Below are 15,482 nucleotides of genomic sequence, written 5' to 3' on the forward strand. Positions count from 1 at the left end.
AAGAGGCCGGCACAGACAACACACCCCCCAAGCCCGATCACCGCTGGCCCTCCCCCCTCCCAATGGCCTAGACTGCATTATTGCGTCAGTTCGCCCAAGGCCCTTGCATGTCCGACCCCCGCTATCAAATCGACGTCAGCGTCGTGACCCGCTACCTGAAAGAACAATCCGACCCCGAAAACAGTCGCTTCGCTTTCGCCTACACCATTACCGTGCAGAACAACGGCTCGCTCAGCGCCAAGTTGCTGTCGCGCCACTGGCTGATCACCAACGGTGACGGCGAGGTAGAGGAAGTCCGCGGCGCCGGTGTGGTCGGCCAGCAACCCAACATCGACCCAGGCCAGAGCCACACTTACAGCAGTGGTGCCGTCATCAGCACCCGCGTTGGCACCATGCAGGGCAGCTACCAGATGTTCGCCGAAGACGGTAAGCGCTTCGACGCCGAGATTGCCCCCTTTCGGCTGGCAGTGCCCGGAGCGCTGCACTGATGGCCACCTACGCCGTCGGTGACCTGCAGGGCTGCCTGCAGCCACTCAAATGCCTGCTCGATCGCGTCAGTTTCAACCCCGCCGTCGACCGCCTGTGGCTGGTCGGCGACCTGGTCAACCGCGGCCCCGAGTCACTGGAAACCCTGCGCTTCCTGTACTCGATCCGTCATTCACTGGTCTGCGTGCTGGGCAACCATGACCTGCACCTGCTGGCCGCCTGGCACAACGTCGAGCGCCTCAAGAAAAGCGACACACTGCGCGAGATCATCGAAGCGCCGGACGCTGACCAGCTGTTCGACTGGCTGCGCCAGCAAAAGCTGCTGCATTACGACGAGCCCCGCGGCATCGCCCTGGTTCATGCCGGCATACCGCCACAATGGACCCTTGGCAAAGCCCTGGAGCTCGCTGCCGAGGTCGAGGAAGTGCTGCGTGACGACACCCGCCTGCAGCTGTACCTCGACGGCATGTATGGCAACGAGCCGAACAAGTGGAGCAAGAACCTCGCCGGCGTCGAACGCCTGCGGGTCATCACCAACTACTTCACCCGCATGCGCTTCTGCACGGCCGATGGCAAACTCGACCTCAAGAGCAAGGAAGGCCTGGGTAGCGCGCCCAAAGGCTACAAAGCCTGGTACGCGCACAAGGACCGCCGCTCACGCCATGTGAAGATCATCTTTGGCCATTGGGCCGCTCTGCAGGGTGAGGTCACCGAGCCCGACGTCATCGCCCTGGACACTGGCTGCGTATGGGGCGGCGCCATGACCCTGTACAACGTCGACAGCGGCGAATACCACCGCTGCGACTGCGCCGACGACGGCACCCTGCGCCAGCCGGCACAACCCACTACACTCAACGACCACACCTGAAGGAAGTAGTACCCATGAGCGAATTCAAGCGCATCCCTCCTGAGCAGGCCTTGGAGCTTCGCAAGAAAGAAGGTGCGGTCGTCGTCGACATTCGCGACCCACAGGCCTTCGCCGCCGGCCACATCACCGGCGCCCGGCACCTGGATAACCACTCGGTCGCCGATTTCATCCGCAACGCCGACCTCGACGCGCCAACCCTGGTGGTCTGCTATCACGGCAATTCCAGCCAAAGCGCTGCCGCCTACCTGGTAGGCCAGGGTTTCTCCGACGTGTACAGCGTGGACGGCGGCTTCGAACTGTGGCGTGCGACCTACCCGGCCGAGACCGCCCAAGGCAGCACTGAATAATTTTTTTAATTTTTCCTGCAGCCCGCGCCCCGTGCGGGCTTGCGGCTTATCTGACGAACGGTCATTCGTAACTTCTGCCCTCCTCGCCCCTTGACCTTGCAGATAACCAACTACGCTTAAGCTCAGGCCATCCAAAAAAGGGGAGAGCCGGTACACCGGCGTGCGGGTCATCGGTAGCGTTACAGGGTGTTCTGGGGGGTATACAGCAATCGGCCAACCCGGTTGCATGCCAGCATCAGCTGACTGATCCGGCGTCGTCTCCACGTATCGAGCGAGGTGACGTCATGAGTATTTTTAGCCACTTCCAACAACGTTTCGAGTCTACGCGCCAGGAAGAACTCTCGCTGCAGGAGTACCTCGAGCTGTGCAAAGAGGATCGCAGTGCCTACGCATCGGCGGCCGAACGGCTGTTGCTGGCCATCGGTGAGCCAGAACTGATCGACACCTCTACCAACTCCAGGCTGTCGCGCATCTTCTCCAACAAGGTTATCCGCCGCTATCCGGCCTTTGCCGACTTCCATGGCATGGAAGAGTGCATCGACCAGATCGTGTCGTACTTCCGCCACGCCGCCCAAGGCCTGGAAGAGAAGAAACAGATCCTTTATCTGCTGGGCCCGGTAGGCGGCGGCAAGTCCTCGCTGGCGGAAAAACTCAAGCAGCTGATGGAAAAGGTGCCGTTCTACGCGATCAAGGGCTCGCCGGTATTCGAGTCACCTCTGGGCTTGTTCAATGCCACCGAAGATGGGGCCATTCTCGAGGAAGAGTTCGGCATCCCACGGCGCTACCTCAACACCATCATGTCGCCTTGGGCCACCAAGCGCCTGCAGGAGTTTGGCGGGGACATCTCCAAGTTCAAGGTGGTGAAGCTGTACCCGTCGATTCTTAACCAGATCGCCATTGCCAAGACCGAACCCGGCGATGAAAACAACCAGGACATCTCGGCCCTGGTCGGCAAGGTCGATATCCGCAAACTTGAGGAATACCCACAGAACGACGCCGATGCTTATAGCTACTCGGGCGCGCTGTGCCGGGCCAACCAGGGCCTGATGGAATTCGTCGAAATGTTCAAGGCGCCGATCAAGGTCCTGCACCCCTTGCTCACCGCCACCCAGGAAGGCAACTACAACAGTACTGAAGGCCTTGGGGCGATTCCCTATACCGGGATTCTGCTGGCGCACTCCAACGAATCGGAGTGGCACACCTTCCGTAACAACAAGAACAACGAAGCGTTCATCGACAGGATCTATATCGTCAAGGTGCCGTACTGCCTGCGGGTCAGCGATGAAATCAAGATCTACGACAAACTGCTGGTCAACAGCTCGCTGTCCAAGGCCCACTGTGCGCCAGATACGCTCAAGATGCTGGCTCAGTTCACGGTGCTTTCGCGCCTGAAAGAGCCAGAGAACTCCAATATCTATTCCAAGATGCGCGTTTACGACGGGGAAAACCTCAAGGACACCGATCCAAAGGCCAAGTCGATCCAGGAGTACAGGGACTCTGCGGGTGTCGACGAAGGCATGAACGGCCTGTCGACGCGCTTCGCCTTCAAGATCCTGTCCAAGGTGTTCAACTTCGACCCACACGAAATTGCCGCCAACCCGGTGCACCTGCTGTATGTCCTCGAACAGCAGATCGAACAGGAGCAATTCCCGGCTGAAGTGCGCGAACGCTATCTGCGCTACCTGAAGGAATACCTGGCACCGCGCTACATCGAGTTTATCGGCAAGGAAATCCAGACCGCCTACCTGGAGTCCTACAGCGAATACGGCCAGAACATCTTCGACCGCTACGTGTTGTATGCAGACTTCTGGATCCAGGATCAGGAATACCGCGACCCGGAAACCGGCGAAATTCTCAACCGCATTGCGCTCAACGAGGAACTGGAAAAGATCGAGAAACCGGCTGGCATCAGCAACCCGAAAGACTTCCGCAACGAGATCGTCAACTTCGTACTGCGCGCACGCGCTAACAACAATGGCAAGAATCCAAGCTGGCTGAGTTATGAAAAGCTGCGGGTCGTGATCGAGAAGAAAATGTTCTCCAACACCGAAGACCTGCTGCCGGTCATCAGCTTCAACGCCAAGGCCAGCAAAGAGGACCAGAAGAAACACAACGACTTCGTCACCCGGATGGTGGAGCGTGGCTATACCGACAAACAGGTGCGCCTGCTGTCGGAATGGTACCTGCGGGTCAGGAAATCGCAATAAAGCGGCAAGCTACGAGCCGCAAGCTGCAAGCTGCCTGGCGTTGGCATTGCTGCCCGCGTCACAGCTTGCAGCGGCGGTGGCTGTTCTTTCTTGCAGCTTGAAGCTTGTGGCTTGCAGCTTGTGGGTTGCAGCTGCATCCAGTCACCGGAGGGACCATGAGCTACGTTATAGACCGACGCCTGAACGGCAAGAACAAGAGCACGGTCAACCGCCAGCGCTTCCTGCGGCGGTACCGCGAACATATCAAGAAGGCCGTCGAAGAGGCGGTGAGCCGCCGTTCCATCATGGATATGGAACACGGCGAGCAGATCAGTATTCCCGGGCGCGACATCGACGAACCCGTCTTGCATCATGGTCGCGGGGGCAAACAGACGATCGTGCATCCTGGCAACAAAGAGTTCACTGCCGGTGAACACATTCCACGGCCGCAAGGCGGTGGAGGCGGTGGCGGTCGCGGCAAGGCCGGCAATTCCGGCGAGGGCATGGACGAGTTCGTCTTCCAGATCACCCAGGAAGAATTTCTCGAATTCATGTTCGAAGACCTTGAGCTACCCAACCTGGTCAAACGTCACCTGACTGGCGCCGATACCTTCAAGACTGTTCGCGCCGGCATCGCCAACGAAGGCAACCCGTCACGCATCAACATCGTGCGCACCCTGCGCTCGGCCCATGCCCGGCGTATCGCCCTGACCGGCAGCAGCCGCGCCCTGCTGCGCGAAGCACAAAAGGAACTCGATCGCCTGCGGGTCGAAGAGCCAGACAATTTCACCGATATCCAGGAAGTCGAACAGGAAATCGAGCGCCTGAAGGCACGTATCAACCGCCTGCCCTTCCTCGACACCTTCGACCTCAAGTACAACCTGCTGGTCAAGCAACCCAACCCCAGCTCGAAGGCAGTGATGTTCTGCCTGATGGACGTATCCGGCTCGATGACCCAGGCCACCAAGGACATCGCAAAGCGCTTCTTCATCCTGCTGTACCTGTTCCTCAAGCGTAACTACGAGCGCATCGAAGTCGTGTTCATTCGCCACCACACCAGTGCCCGGGAAGTCGATGAAGAAGAGTTCTTCTACTCGCGGGAAACCGGCGGCACCATCGTCTCCAGTGCCCTCAAGCTGATGCAGGAGATCATGGCCGAGCGCTACCCGGCCAGCGACTGGAACATCTATGCCGCGCAGGCTTCTGATGGCGACAACTGGAACGACGACTCGCCCATCTGCCGCGACATCCTCTCCAAACAGATCATGCCGCATGTGCAGTACTACACTTACGTTGAGATCACCCCCCGTGAACACCAGGCGCTGTGGTATGAATACGAGCGTATCGGAGATGCTTTCCCCGACACGTTCGCCCAGCAGCAGTTGGTATCGGCCGGCGATATCTACCCGGTCTTCCGTGAACTCTTCCAGCGCAGGTTAGCCACATGACCGCCAGAGCACAGAGACGCCAACCCATTTCCACTGGGTCCGAGTGGACGTTCGAGCTGATCCAGACCTACGACCGGGAAATCAGCCGCTTGGCCGAGCGTTACGCCCTGGACACCTACCCCAACCAGATCGAGGTCATCACTGCCGAACAGATGATGGACGCCTACGCCTCGGTCGGCATGCCGCTGGGCTACCACCACTGGTCCTACGGCAAGCAGTTCCTCAGTACGGAAAAGTCCTACAGCCGCGGCCAGATGGGCCTGGCCTACGAGATCGTGATCAACTCCGACCCTTGTATCGCCTACCTGATGGAAGAAAACACCATGTGCATGCAGGCACTGGTGGTTGCGCACGCGTGCTACGGCCATAACAGTTTTTTCAAAGGCAATTACCTATTCCGTACCTGGACTGACGCCAGTTCGATCATCGACTATCTGGTGTTCGCCAAGCAGTACATTGCCCAGTGCGAAGAGCGCCACGGTATCGATGCTGTGGAGGACTTGATCGACTCCTGCCATGCCCTGATGAACTACGGTGTCGACCGCTACAAGCGGCCTTACCCTATTTCTGCCGAAGAAGAGCGGCGCCGGCAACAGGAGCGCGAAGAGCACCTTCAGCGTCAGATCAACGACCTTTGGCGGACAATTCCGAAAAACGCCGAAAAGGGTAACGACCGCGATGAGGGGCGCTTCCCCGCCGAACCGCAGGAAAACATCCTGTATTTCATCGAGAAGAACGCCCCGCTGCTTGAACCCTGGCAGCGTGAAGTAGTGCGCATCGTGCGCAAGATCGCCCAGTACTTCTACCCGCAGCGCCAGACCCAGGTGATGAACGAAGGCTGGGCAACCTTCTGGCACTACACCCTGATGAACGACCTGTACGACGAGGGGCTGATTACCGAAGGCTTCATGATGGAGTTCTTGCAGTCGCACACCAGCGTGGTGTTCCAGCCCGGCTTCGACAGCCCGTACTACAGCGGCATCAACCCCTACGCGCTGGGCTTTGCGATGTACACCGACATCCGCCGCATGTGCGAAAACCCCACCGAAGAAGATCGCCACTGGTTCCCCGACATTGCCGGCAGTGACTGGCTTTCTACCATCAAGTTCGCCATGAGCAGCTTCAAGGACGAGAGCTTCATCCTGCAGTATCTGTCGCCCAAGGTGATGCGCGACCTCAAGTTGTTCAGCATCCTCGATGACGACCAGCGCGACGACCTGCTGGTGCCCGCCATCCATGATGAGGCCGGCTACCGGGTGATTCGGGAGCAGCTGGCAGCGCAGTACAACCTGGGCAACCGCGAACCAAACGTACAGATCTGGAGCGTCGACCGCCGCGGAGACCGCTCACTGACCCTGCGACACCAGCAACACAACCGCAAACCGCTGGGCGACTCGACCGACGAAGTGCTCAAGCACCTGCATCGCCTGTGGGGCTTCGATATCCACCTGGAGACCGTGCAAGGCGAGCAAGTGATGAGTACTCACCACATGCCGCCGCGCGGCGAGCATAGCGAAAGCGCCGACTACGGCCGCATGGACCTGGCTGTTATCCACCACCTCTGATGCAACCCCATGACCGCCGACGGGTTATCCTGTCGGCAGTTATGGAGAGCTGCACATGCACATCTACAAAGTTGGCGGCGCCGTGCGCGACCGCCTGCTCGGCCGCCCTGTCAGCGATATCGACTGGCTGGTGGTGGGCGCCACCGTCGAAGAAATGCTCGCCAAGGGCTATCGGCCGGTGGGTGCCGATTTTCCGGTGTTCCTGCACCCGAAAACCGGTGAGGAATACGCCCTGGCGCGCACCGAGCGCAAGAGTGGGCGAGGCTACGGCGGGTTCACTTTTCACGCCAGCCCCGACGTAACCCTGGAAGAGGACCTGATCCGTCGCGACCTCACCATCAATGCGATGGCCGAGGATGAGGCGGGCACGGTCTACGACCCCTACCAAGGCAGGAACGATCTGGATCAACGCCTGCTACGCCATGTTTCCCCGGCATTCGCCGAAGATCCTTTGCGCGTGCTGCGTGTTGCACGCTTTGCTGCCCGTTACGCACCACTGGGGTTCCGGGTTGCCGATGAAACCTTGGCGCTGATGCGCCAGATCAGTGCCTCGGGCGAACTGCAGGCACTCACTGCCGAGCGCAGCTGGAAGGAAATCGAGCGCGCGCTGATGGAAGTGCAACCGCAGGTGTTCTTCAAGGTGCTGAGCGCGTGCGGGGCCCTGCAGGAGCTGCTGCCAGAGCTCGATGACAGCTCCCGGACATTGGCGGCGCTGGAGCAGGCAGCGGTGCACGAACAACCGCTGCACGTGCGCTGGGCCTGCCTGTTGCGGGGGTTGTCACCGACATCAATCAAAGCCGTCAACCAGCGCCTGAAGGCACCGCGTGAGTGCCAGGAACTGGCCATGCTGACCGGGGAATGCCTGGCGCAGGGTAATCAGGCGCTCGAACTGCCTGCCACGGCACTGCTGGAGCTGTTGCAGAAGTTCGATGTTTACCGACGGCCGCAGCGATTTGAGGATTTTTTGGTCGTTTGCGAGATGGCAGCGCGGGGCGATGGCGAGCAGGGTTACCCACAGGCCGATTACCTGCGACGCGCAGCAGCGGCGGCGCGAGCGGTGGATGTGAAGCCGTTGGTGCAAGCCGGGCTCACGGGGCAGGCACTGGGCGAAGCACTCAAAGGTGAACGGCTGAAAGCGCTCGAAGCTTACCAGCGCGGTTAGACCTACCGGCCTCTTCGCGGGTAAACCCGCTCCTACAGGGGCACACATCGAGGGTTGGGCACAGCCCGTTGTAGGAGCGGGTTTACCCGCGAAAGGGCCGGACCTGCTGGCCAATTTCCACCCGCGGTTCACCGTCGCAGCCGCCACCGTATTCGCGGGTAAACCCGCGAAGAGGCCGATACAGGCTTAAGCGGGCGTCAACTGCAACCCGCGCCACTCAAAGGCGACCGGGGCCAGTACCTGATCGATCTGCGCTTCCTGCCACAGCTGCGCCATGCGCTTGCCCACCCCTGGATGCACCAGGTCGGGTGCCAGCAACGACAGCGGCCACAGCACAAAAGCGTTCTTCAGGATCTCGGCCCGGGGCAATACCAGCCCATCGAAGGTACCGTGCAAATCGTCATACATCAGCACGTCGATATCCAGCGGCAACCCTTTGCGGTCCGGGGCATAGCGGCCATTGTCGGCCTCGATGAACTTCAGCCGGCGGTCCAGCTCGATCAACGGCAACGCGGTTTGCCCGGTCACCACGAAGTTGATGAACGGCCCGCTCTTGATGCCCACCGCCTGGCTTTCGAATGCCGGCGAACAGCGCATGTCGGTCAGGATGCCAGCCAACGCATCGAGCCCGGCGCACAAATGCGCCTCACGGTCGATATTGCTGCCCAAGCCCAGGTAAACCGTGCTCAAAGACATCCGCGCTCGATCTCCACGCCTACACCACCACGGGCCGCCGGCACCGCGCCCGGCTTGGTCAGCTTCAAGCGCACCCAAGGGATGTGGAACTCGTCCATCAGGGTGGCCACCAGGCGCTCGGCAAATGTTTCAACCAGCTCGAAACGGGCCTGTTCGGCAAACGCCTGGATGCGCGCCGACACACTGGCGTAATCCAGCGCCAGGCTCAGGTCGTCTCCGGCGGCGGCCGGGCGGTTGTCCCAGGCAAAGCTCAGGTCCAGGCGCAAGCACTGGCGAATATCCCGCTCCCAGTCATAGGCACCGATAACGGTATCGACTTCCAGGCCTTCGATGAACACTCTGTCCAAGCACTTCTCTCCACAGCACGACAAGGGCGACTGGCGCCGTTAGAATCAAGGCGTCCTCGCCCGGAATAGTTAGCATGTTTTGGTTACTGGCGTTGCTCGCCTACCTGCTCGGCTCGCTGTCCTTCGCCATTGTTCTCAGCCGCCTCTCGGGCAGCCCGGACCCACGTTCCAGCGGCTCAGGCAATGCCGGCGCCACCAACATGCTACGCCTGGCAGGCCGTAAACTGGCGATCCTGACCCTGCTTGGCGACCTGTGCAAGGGCCTTTTGCCGGTATTGCTCGCCCGCGTTGCCGGGCTGGACCTGCACGCGCAGGCCTGGGTGGGCATATGCGCGGTGCTGGGCCATCTGTTCCCCCTGTACTTCCGTTTCAAGGGCGGCAAGGGCGTGGCGACGGCTGCCGGCATGCTCATGGGCCTGTATTTCCCGGCCGCGCTGCTGGCCATCGGCGCCTGGCTGCTGACCTTCTACCTCACGCGTACCAGCTCACTGGCCGCACTGATTGCCACGCCACTCACCTTGCCATTGCTGGCCTGGCGCGAGCCCGAAGCCCTGCTGCCGATCAGCGTACTGACTGTGATGATCGTGTGGCGCCACCGCAACAACCTGCGCGACTTGTTTGCAGGGCGCGAACGGCACTTCTGAACCTTCGACGCGCTGCCTTACAGCGGCGGCAACTGTTCCATCGGCCAGCGTGCCTGCACGCTGATCGCCAGGTCTTGCTGCTGCCCGGCCAGCAGGCGCTGGCAACCGGCGTAGGCGATCATCGCACCATTGTCGGTACAGAATTGCGGGCGCGCGTAGTACACGTTGCCCTTGATGCTACCGAGCATGTCCTCCAGGGACGCGCGCAGGGCCTTGTTGGCACTCACGCCACCCGCGATGACCAGCCGCTTGAGGCCGGTCTGCTTGAGCGCCCGCTTGCACTTGATGGTCAAAGTCTCCACCACCGCCTGCTGGAATGCCAGGGACAGGTCGCAACGGGTTTGCTCACTGTCGTCGCCAGCATTCTTGCATTGCTGCCAAGTGTTCAGGGCGAAGGTCTTGAGGCCACTGAAGCTGAATTCCAGGCCTGGCCGATCGGTCATTGGCCGCGGGAAGACGAAGCGCCCGGCCACACCTTGTTCGGCCAGACGCGCAATTTCCGGACCGCCTGGGTAATTGAGGCCGATCAGCTTGGCGGTCTTGTCGAACGCTTCACCGGCAGCATCGTCCAGGCTCTCGCCCAACAGTTCGTACTGACCGATGCCATCGACCCGAACCAGCTGGGTATGGCCACCGGAAACCAACAAAGCGACGAACGGAAACGCTGGCGGGTTTTCTTCCAGCATGGGTGCCAGCAGGTGACCCTCCATGTGGTGCACACCGATCGCCGGGATGTCCCAGGCAAAGGCCAGCGCCTGGGCGCAGGAAGCGCCCACCAGCAGGGCACCGACCAGGCCGGGACCCGCGGTGTAGGCGATGGCGTCGATTTCGGTGGCAACGCAGCCTGCCTCGTCCAGCACCTGGCGGATGAGCGGCAGCATTCGCTTGACGTGATCACGCGAGGCAAGCTCGGGCACCACGCCGCCGAAGACGCGGTGCAGGTCGATCTGGCTGAACAGTGCGTCGGCCAACAAACCGCGTTCACTGTCGTATAATGCGACGCCGGTTTCGTCGCAGGATGTTTCCAATCCCAGTACTAGCATGGGCTCGTCCCTTGTGGGGGCTGAATTCGAAGCCGCGCATGATAGTCCCCGTGTCGGGTGCCGACCAGCGGTTTTCGATCAGAGGCTTTGCATTCCGGCTTGCTAAGGGTTAACATCCGCAACCCTTGAAAACCGACGTTCTCCAGCACACCTTTGTTTTGCCAGGAGCACGTCTACCCCGGTAATGAATTAAGGTAGCCCTGGATGCCAGCCGTCAAAGTTAAAGAGAACGAACCCTTCGACGTAGCTCTGCGTCGTTTCAAGCGCTCCTGCGAAAAAGCCGGTGTACTGGCTGAAGTTCGTAGCCGCGAGTTTTACGAGAAGCCGACCGCAGAGCGTAAGCGCAAAGCAGCTGCTGCTGTTAAGCGTCACGCCAAGAAAGTTCAGCGCGAACAGCGCCGCGCCGTTCGTCTGTACTAATACAGACGTTCAACGCAAAGCTTCTGCCCTGCCCGGCTAACCCCCGGGCGATGGCAGTGGTCGTTTCAAACTTGAGCAGCTAGCTCAAGGCCCTGCACAAGCTTCATGCGAACTGCATCATGGGCAACCTGCCTGAAACGTCAGAGCTGGTCCTCCTTGCTGTATGACCAGGCGTGCACGTCCGACTGACGAGCCCTTAGGGGCTGGCGACGAGCACACATTCCCTCGCACTTCCTCAAGCAGCACTCGCCCCCTTCGGCGCGTGAGCGATTAGACTTGCCAGTTGCCAGATAACGAGACTGCCATGGCCGGGCTGATTCCCCAGAGTTTCATTGACGACCTGATCAACCGCCTCGACATCGTCGACGTGGTGAGTTCGCGCGTCCAGCTGAAAAAAACCGGCAAGAACTACTCGGCCTGCTGCCCGTTCCACAAAGAAAAAACCCCGTCCTTCACGGTCAGCCCCGACAAGCAGTTCTACTACTGCTTCGGCTGTGGCGCCGGTGGCAACGCCTTGGGCTTTGTCATGGACCACGACAACCTGGACTTCCCCCAGGCCGTCGAGGAACTGGCACGCGCCGCTGGCATGGAAGTCCCCCGCGAGCAAGGCCGCCGCGACCAGAAGCCGCGCCAGCCCACTGACTCGCCACTGTACCCGCTACTGGACGCCGCCTCGGAGTTTTACCGCCAGGCCCTGCGCAGCCACCCGTCACGCAAGGCAGCGGTGGACTACCTCAAGGGCCGCGGCCTGTCCGGGGAAATTGCCCGCGACTTCGGCCTGGGCTTTGCCCCGCCCGGCTGGGACAACCTGCTCAAGCACCTGGGTGCCGACACCCTGCAGCAGAAGGTGATGATCGATGCCGGCCTGCTGATCGAGAACGCCGAGAGCGGCAAGCGCTACGACCGCTTCCGCGACCGGGTGATGTTCCCGATACGTGACAGCCGCGGGCGCATCATCGCCTTCGGTGGCCGGGTGCTCGGCGACGACAAGCCCAAGTACCTGAACTCCCCGGAAACCCCGGTTTTCCACAAGGGGCAGGAGCTGTACGGGCTGTACGAGGCGCGCAAGCACAACCGCAACCTCGACGAGATCATCGTCGTCGAGGGCTACATGGACGTCATCGCCCTGGCCCAGCAAGGCCTGCGCAATGCCGTGGCCACCCTTGGCACCGCCACCAGCGAAGAGCACCTCAAGCGCCTGTTCCGCGTGGTGCCCAGCGTGCTGTTCTGTTTTGACGGTGACCAGGCTGGGCGCAAGGCGGCCTGGCGCGCACTGGAATCGACATTGTCGAACCTGCAGGACGGCCGTCGCGCGCGCTTCCTGTTCCTGCCCGAAGGCGAAGACCCGGACAGCCTGGTGCGTGCCGAAGGTACCGACGCCTTCATGGCCCGTATCAACCAGCACGCCCAACCGCTGGCCGACTACTTCTTCGAGCAACTTGGCGTCGAAGCCGACCCGCGCTCACTGGAAGGCAAGGCGCATATGGCGACCTTGGCCGCACCGTTGATCGAAAAGATCCCCGGCGCCAACCTGCGTCAGCTGATGCGCAACCGCCTGAAGGAAATCACCGGCCTCGACCCGCAGCAGGTCGAGCAGCTGGCGCAACAAGCGCCGGCGACCAGCAGCATGCCGGACTACGACCCTGGCTACGACTACGACGCCATGGCCAGCTACACCCCCGACTACGGCGACATGCCGCAGCACGACTATGCCCCCGTTCATCAGGAGCAGGCATGGAAACCCAACAAGGGTGGTAGCAAGAAGCCGTGGAGTGACAAACCCTGGGACAAGAACCGCAAGGGCGGCAAGCCCTGGCAGCAACGCGACGAAGCACCTCCCCGCGTGCCAGCACCGGTCGAGCCGCCCACCCTGGCCGCCCTGCGCACCCTGCTGCACCACCCACTGCTGGCAGGCAAGGTGGAAGATGCCAGCCACTTCGCCGACGAAGAACACCTGTACAGCCAGCTGCTGGTGGCGTTGATCGAAGCCGCGCAGAAAAATCCTGGGCTAAGCTCAATGCAGTTGATCGCACGTTGGCATGGCACCGAACAGGGCCGCCTGCTGCGGGCCCTGGCGGAAAAGGAATGGCTTATCGTGGCCGACAACCTTGAACAACAGTTTTTCGACACTATAACTAGCTTGTCCGCCCGCCAACGCGAGCGCAGCCTGGAACAACTGCTCAGGAAATCACGTCAAAGCGAATTGACCAGCGAGGAAAAAACCCAGCTCCTTGCCCTGCTGAGCCGAAATGTTCCCGCACAAACGCCGACCTCATCTGGCGCGTGAGGCCCATGCTCGGGTATAATCCTCGGCTTGTTTTTTGCCCGCCAAGACCTTCAGTGGATAGGGTGTTATGTCCGGAAAAGCGCAACAGCAGTCTCGTATCAAAGAGTTGATCACCCGCGGTCGTGAGCAGGGCTACCTGACTTACGCGGAGGTCAACGACCACCTGCCTGAGGATATTTCAGATCCGGAACAGGTGGAAGACATCATCCGCATGATCAACGACATGGGGATCAACGTATTCGAGAGTGCTCCGGATGCGGATGCCCTTCTGTTGGCGGAAGCCGACACCGATGAAGCCGCGGCCGAAGAAGCCGCTGCTGCATTGGCGGCAGTTGAAACCGATATCGGCCGCACGACCGACCCGGTGCGCATGTACATGCGCGAAATGGGTACTGTCGAGCTGCTGACCCGCGAAGGCGAGATCGAAATCGCCAAGCGTATCGAGGAAGGCATTCGTGAAGTCATGGGCGCCATCGCCCACTTCCCGGGCACTGTCGACTACATTCTCGGCGAATATGATCGCGTCACCACCGAGGGTGGCCGCCTGTCGGACGTTCTCAGCGGTTACATCGACCCTGACGACAACATTGCCGCGCCAACCGAAGAAGTGCCGATCCCAGGCGCCAAGGCCGCTGCGGCGAAGGAAGAGTCCGACGACGACGAAGAAGAATCCGAAAGCGGTGACGACGAGGAAGAGGCCGAGAGCGGCCCGGACCCGGTAGTCGCAGCCCAACGCTTCGGTGCGGTATCCGATCAGCTTCAGGCGACCTCCAAGGTCCTGAAGAAAAATGGTCGTAACCACAAGGAAAGCATCGAGGCCCTGCAGGCCCTGGCTGACCTGTTCATGCCGATCAAGCTGGTACCGAAGCAGTTCGAGGTACTGGTCGAGCGTGTACGTGATGCCCTGAACCGTCTGCGGCAGCAAGAACGCGCCATCATGCAGCTCTGCGTACGTGACGCCCGCATGCCGCGAGCCGACTTCCTGCGCATGTTCCCAAGCAACGAAACCGACCAGACCTGGAGCGGTGACCTGGCCAAGCGCAACACCAAGTGGGCTGCCGCCCTGGGTGAAAAGAACGCTGCCATCGTCGCTTGCCAACAGAAGCTGATCGACCTTGAGACCGAAACCGGCCTGACCGTTGCCGAGATCAAGGAAATCAACCGTCGCATGTCGATCGGTGAAGCCAAGGCCCGCCGCGCCAAGAAAGAAATGGTCGAGGCGAACCTGCGTCTGGTGATTTCCATCGCCAAGAAGTACACCAACCGTGGCCTGCAGTTCCTCGACCTGATCCAGGAAGGCAACATCGGTCTGATGAAAGCGGTGGACAAGTTCGAATACCGTCGCGGCTACAAGTTCTCGACCTATGCCACCTGGTGGATCCGTCAGGCGATCACCCGTTCGATCGCCGACCAGGCACGCACCATCCGGATTCCGGTGCACATGATCGAGACGATCAACAAGCTCAACCGTATTTCCCGCCAAATGCTGCAGGAAATGGGTCGCGAACCGACTCCGGAAGAGCTGGGCGAGCGCATGGAAATGCCTGAGGACAAAATCCGCAAGGTACTGAAGATCGCCAAAGAGCCGATCTCCATGGAAACCCCGATCGGTGACGACGAAGATTCGCACCTGGGCGACTTCATCGAGGACTCGACCATGCAGTCCCCGATCGACGTAGCCACGGTCGAAAGCCTCAAGGAAGCCACCCGTGACGTGCTCTCGGGCCTGACCGCACGTGAAGCCAAGGTGCTGCGCATGCGTTTCGGTATCGACATGAACACCGACCACACCCTCGAAGAGGTGGGCAAGCAGTTTGACGTAACGCGTGAGCGGATCCGTCAGATCGAAGCGAAGGCGTTGCGCAAGCTGCGCCACCCGACTCGCAGCGAGCACCTGCGCTCCTTCCTCGACGAGTGATGACAAAACCCCGGCCCAGGCCGGGGTTTTTCTTTAGTGGCCCGAGACATAAAGCCCGCCTTCCG

The 15,482-nt window shown here is 60.8% G+C and carries 14 protein-coding genes; 11 read left to right on the forward strand and 3 right to left on the reverse strand.

Annotation, left to right across the window (positions count from 1 at the left end):
• Positions 1-107 precede the first annotated feature (107 nt).
• From apaG to BJQ17_RS20440, 7 genes are all read left to right on the forward strand, one after another.
• On the forward strand, positions 108-488 hold the full coding sequence (apaG, locus tag BJQ17_RS20410; RefSeq protein ID WP_003255559.1) for a Co2+/Mg2+ efflux protein ApaG: 381 nt from the start codon (positions 108-110) through the stop codon (positions 486-488).
• The gene (locus tag BJQ17_RS20415) at positions 488-1,354 is read left to right on the forward strand and encodes a symmetrical bis(5'-nucleosyl)-tetraphosphatase (protein WP_004576191.1); all 867 of its coding nucleotides are present in this window, start codon (positions 488-490) and stop codon (positions 1,352-1,354) included. The genes apaG and BJQ17_RS20415 overlap by 1 nt, the downstream gene beginning before the upstream one ends.
• A 14-nt stretch (positions 1,355-1,368) precedes the next feature.
• Positions 1,369-1,701, forward strand: coding sequence for a thiosulfate sulfurtransferase GlpE (glpE, locus tag BJQ17_RS20420; protein WP_003255562.1), 333 nt, complete (start codon positions 1,369-1,371; stop codon positions 1,699-1,701).
• A 284-nt stretch (positions 1,702-1,985) separates the two neighbouring features.
• Positions 1,986-3,908, forward strand: a complete 1,923-nt coding sequence (locus tag BJQ17_RS20425; RefSeq protein ID WP_003255563.1) for a PrkA family serine protein kinase — start codon at positions 1,986-1,988, stop codon at positions 3,906-3,908.
• Between the two features lie 155 nt (positions 3,909-4,063).
• Positions 4,064-5,335, forward strand: a complete 1,272-nt coding sequence (locus BJQ17_RS20430) for a YeaH/YhbH family protein (protein ID WP_003255564.1) — start codon at positions 4,064-4,066, stop codon at positions 5,333-5,335.
• Complete coding sequence (locus tag BJQ17_RS20435; protein ID WP_070096562.1) at positions 5,332-6,900, forward strand: SpoVR family protein; 1,569 nt, start codon at positions 5,332-5,334, stop codon at positions 6,898-6,900. Before BJQ17_RS20430 ends, BJQ17_RS20435 begins: the two co-directional genes overlap by 4 nt.
• A 55-nt stretch (positions 6,901-6,955) precedes the next feature.
• Positions 6,956-8,062 carry a multifunctional CCA addition/repair protein gene (locus BJQ17_RS20440; protein WP_070096563.1) on the forward strand — a complete coding sequence of 369 codons (1,107 nt, stop codon included), beginning with the start codon at positions 6,956-6,958 and terminating at the stop codon, positions 8,060-8,062.
• A 186-nt stretch (positions 8,063-8,248) separates the two neighbouring features.
• On the opposite strand, the gene folK is transcribed toward BJQ17_RS20440, so the two are convergent.
• Positions 8,249-8,758, reverse strand: coding sequence for a 2-amino-4-hydroxy-6-hydroxymethyldihydropteridine diphosphokinase (gene folK / locus BJQ17_RS20445; protein WP_003255569.1), 510 nt, complete (start codon positions 8,756-8,758; stop codon positions 8,249-8,251).
• Complete coding sequence (gene folB / locus BJQ17_RS20450; RefSeq protein WP_003255570.1) at positions 8,749-9,105, reverse strand: dihydroneopterin aldolase; 357 nt, start codon at positions 9,103-9,105, stop codon at positions 8,749-8,751. The genes folK and folB overlap by 10 nt, the downstream gene beginning before the upstream one ends.
• A gap of 74 nt (positions 9,106-9,179) precedes the next feature.
• On the opposite strand from folB, the gene plsY reads away from it, so the two are divergent.
• Positions 9,180-9,749 (forward strand): glycerol-3-phosphate 1-O-acyltransferase PlsY, encoded by a 570-nt coding sequence (gene plsY / locus BJQ17_RS20455; protein WP_004576187.1) that lies wholly within the window; start codon positions 9,180-9,182, stop codon positions 9,747-9,749.
• Between the two features lie 17 nt (positions 9,750-9,766).
• Here the strand turns inward: plsY and tsaD are convergent, their stop codons facing one another.
• Complete coding sequence (gene tsaD, locus BJQ17_RS20460; RefSeq protein WP_011953302.1) at positions 9,767-10,792, reverse strand: tRNA (adenosine(37)-N6)-threonylcarbamoyltransferase complex transferase subunit TsaD; 1,026 nt, start codon at positions 10,790-10,792, stop codon at positions 9,767-9,769.
• A gap of 204 nt (positions 10,793-10,996) precedes the next feature.
• On the opposite strand from tsaD, the gene rpsU reads away from it, so the two are divergent.
• From rpsU to rpoD, 3 genes are all read left to right on the forward strand, one after another.
• Entirely contained in the window at positions 10,997-11,212 is a 216-nt protein-coding gene (gene rpsU / locus BJQ17_RS20465) for a 30S ribosomal protein S21 (protein WP_003255575.1), read from the forward strand.
• Positions 11,213-11,516: 304 nt separating this feature from the next.
• On the forward strand, positions 11,517-13,499 hold the full coding sequence (gene dnaG / locus BJQ17_RS20470; RefSeq protein WP_003255577.1) for a DNA primase: 1,983 nt from the start codon (positions 11,517-11,519) through the stop codon (positions 13,497-13,499).
• Positions 13,500-13,566: 67 nt separating this feature from the next.
• On the forward strand, positions 13,567-15,417 hold the full coding sequence (gene rpoD / locus BJQ17_RS20475) for an RNA polymerase sigma factor RpoD (protein ID WP_003255578.1): 1,851 nt from the start codon (positions 13,567-13,569) through the stop codon (positions 15,415-15,417).
• The last annotated feature ends 65 nt before the right edge of the window (positions 15,418-15,482 follow it).

Origin of the sequence: Pseudomonas sp. NBRC 111139 (assembly GCF_001753955.1) — a bacterium.
Taxonomy (GTDB): domain Bacteria; phylum Pseudomonadota; class Gammaproteobacteria; order Pseudomonadales; family Pseudomonadaceae; genus Aquipseudomonas; species Aquipseudomonas alloputida.

What these genes read in the sequence shown, in the direction of transcription:
- apaG (WP_003255559.1), top strand. Translation starts at nt 108, where the DNA reads ATGTCCGACCCCCGCTATCAAATCGACGTCAGCGTCGTGACCCGCTAC.
- BJQ17_RS20415 (WP_004576191.1), top strand. Translation starts at nt 488, where the DNA reads ATGGCCACCTACGCCGTCGGTGACCTGCAGGGCTGCCTGCAGCCACTC.
- glpE (WP_003255562.1), top strand. Translation starts at nt 1,369, where the DNA reads ATGAGCGAATTCAAGCGCATCCCTCCTGAGCAGGCCTTGGAGCTTCGC.
- BJQ17_RS20425 (WP_003255563.1), top strand. Translation starts at nt 1,986, where the DNA reads ATGAGTATTTTTAGCCACTTCCAACAACGTTTCGAGTCTACGCGCCAG.
- BJQ17_RS20430 (WP_003255564.1), top strand. Translation starts at nt 4,064, where the DNA reads ATGAGCTACGTTATAGACCGACGCCTGAACGGCAAGAACAAGAGCACG.
- BJQ17_RS20435 (WP_070096562.1), top strand. Translation starts at nt 5,332, where the DNA reads ATGACCGCCAGAGCACAGAGACGCCAACCCATTTCCACTGGGTCCGAG.
- BJQ17_RS20440 (WP_070096563.1), top strand. Translation starts at nt 6,956, where the DNA reads ATGCACATCTACAAAGTTGGCGGCGCCGTGCGCGACCGCCTGCTCGGC.
- folK (WP_003255569.1), bottom strand. Translation starts at nt 8,758, where the DNA reads ATGTCTTTGAGCACGGTTTACCTGGGCTTGGGCAGCAATATCGACCGT.
- plsY (WP_004576187.1), top strand. Translation starts at nt 9,180, where the DNA reads ATGTTTTGGTTACTGGCGTTGCTCGCCTACCTGCTCGGCTCGCTGTCC.
- tsaD (WP_011953302.1), bottom strand. Translation starts at nt 10,792, where the DNA reads ATGCTAGTACTGGGATTGGAAACATCCTGCGACGAAACCGGCGTCGCA.
- rpsU (WP_003255575.1), top strand. Translation starts at nt 10,997, where the DNA reads ATGCCAGCCGTCAAAGTTAAAGAGAACGAACCCTTCGACGTAGCTCTG.
- dnaG (WP_003255577.1), top strand. Translation starts at nt 11,517, where the DNA reads ATGGCCGGGCTGATTCCCCAGAGTTTCATTGACGACCTGATCAACCGC.
- rpoD (WP_003255578.1), top strand. Translation starts at nt 13,567, where the DNA reads ATGTCCGGAAAAGCGCAACAGCAGTCTCGTATCAAAGAGTTGATCACC.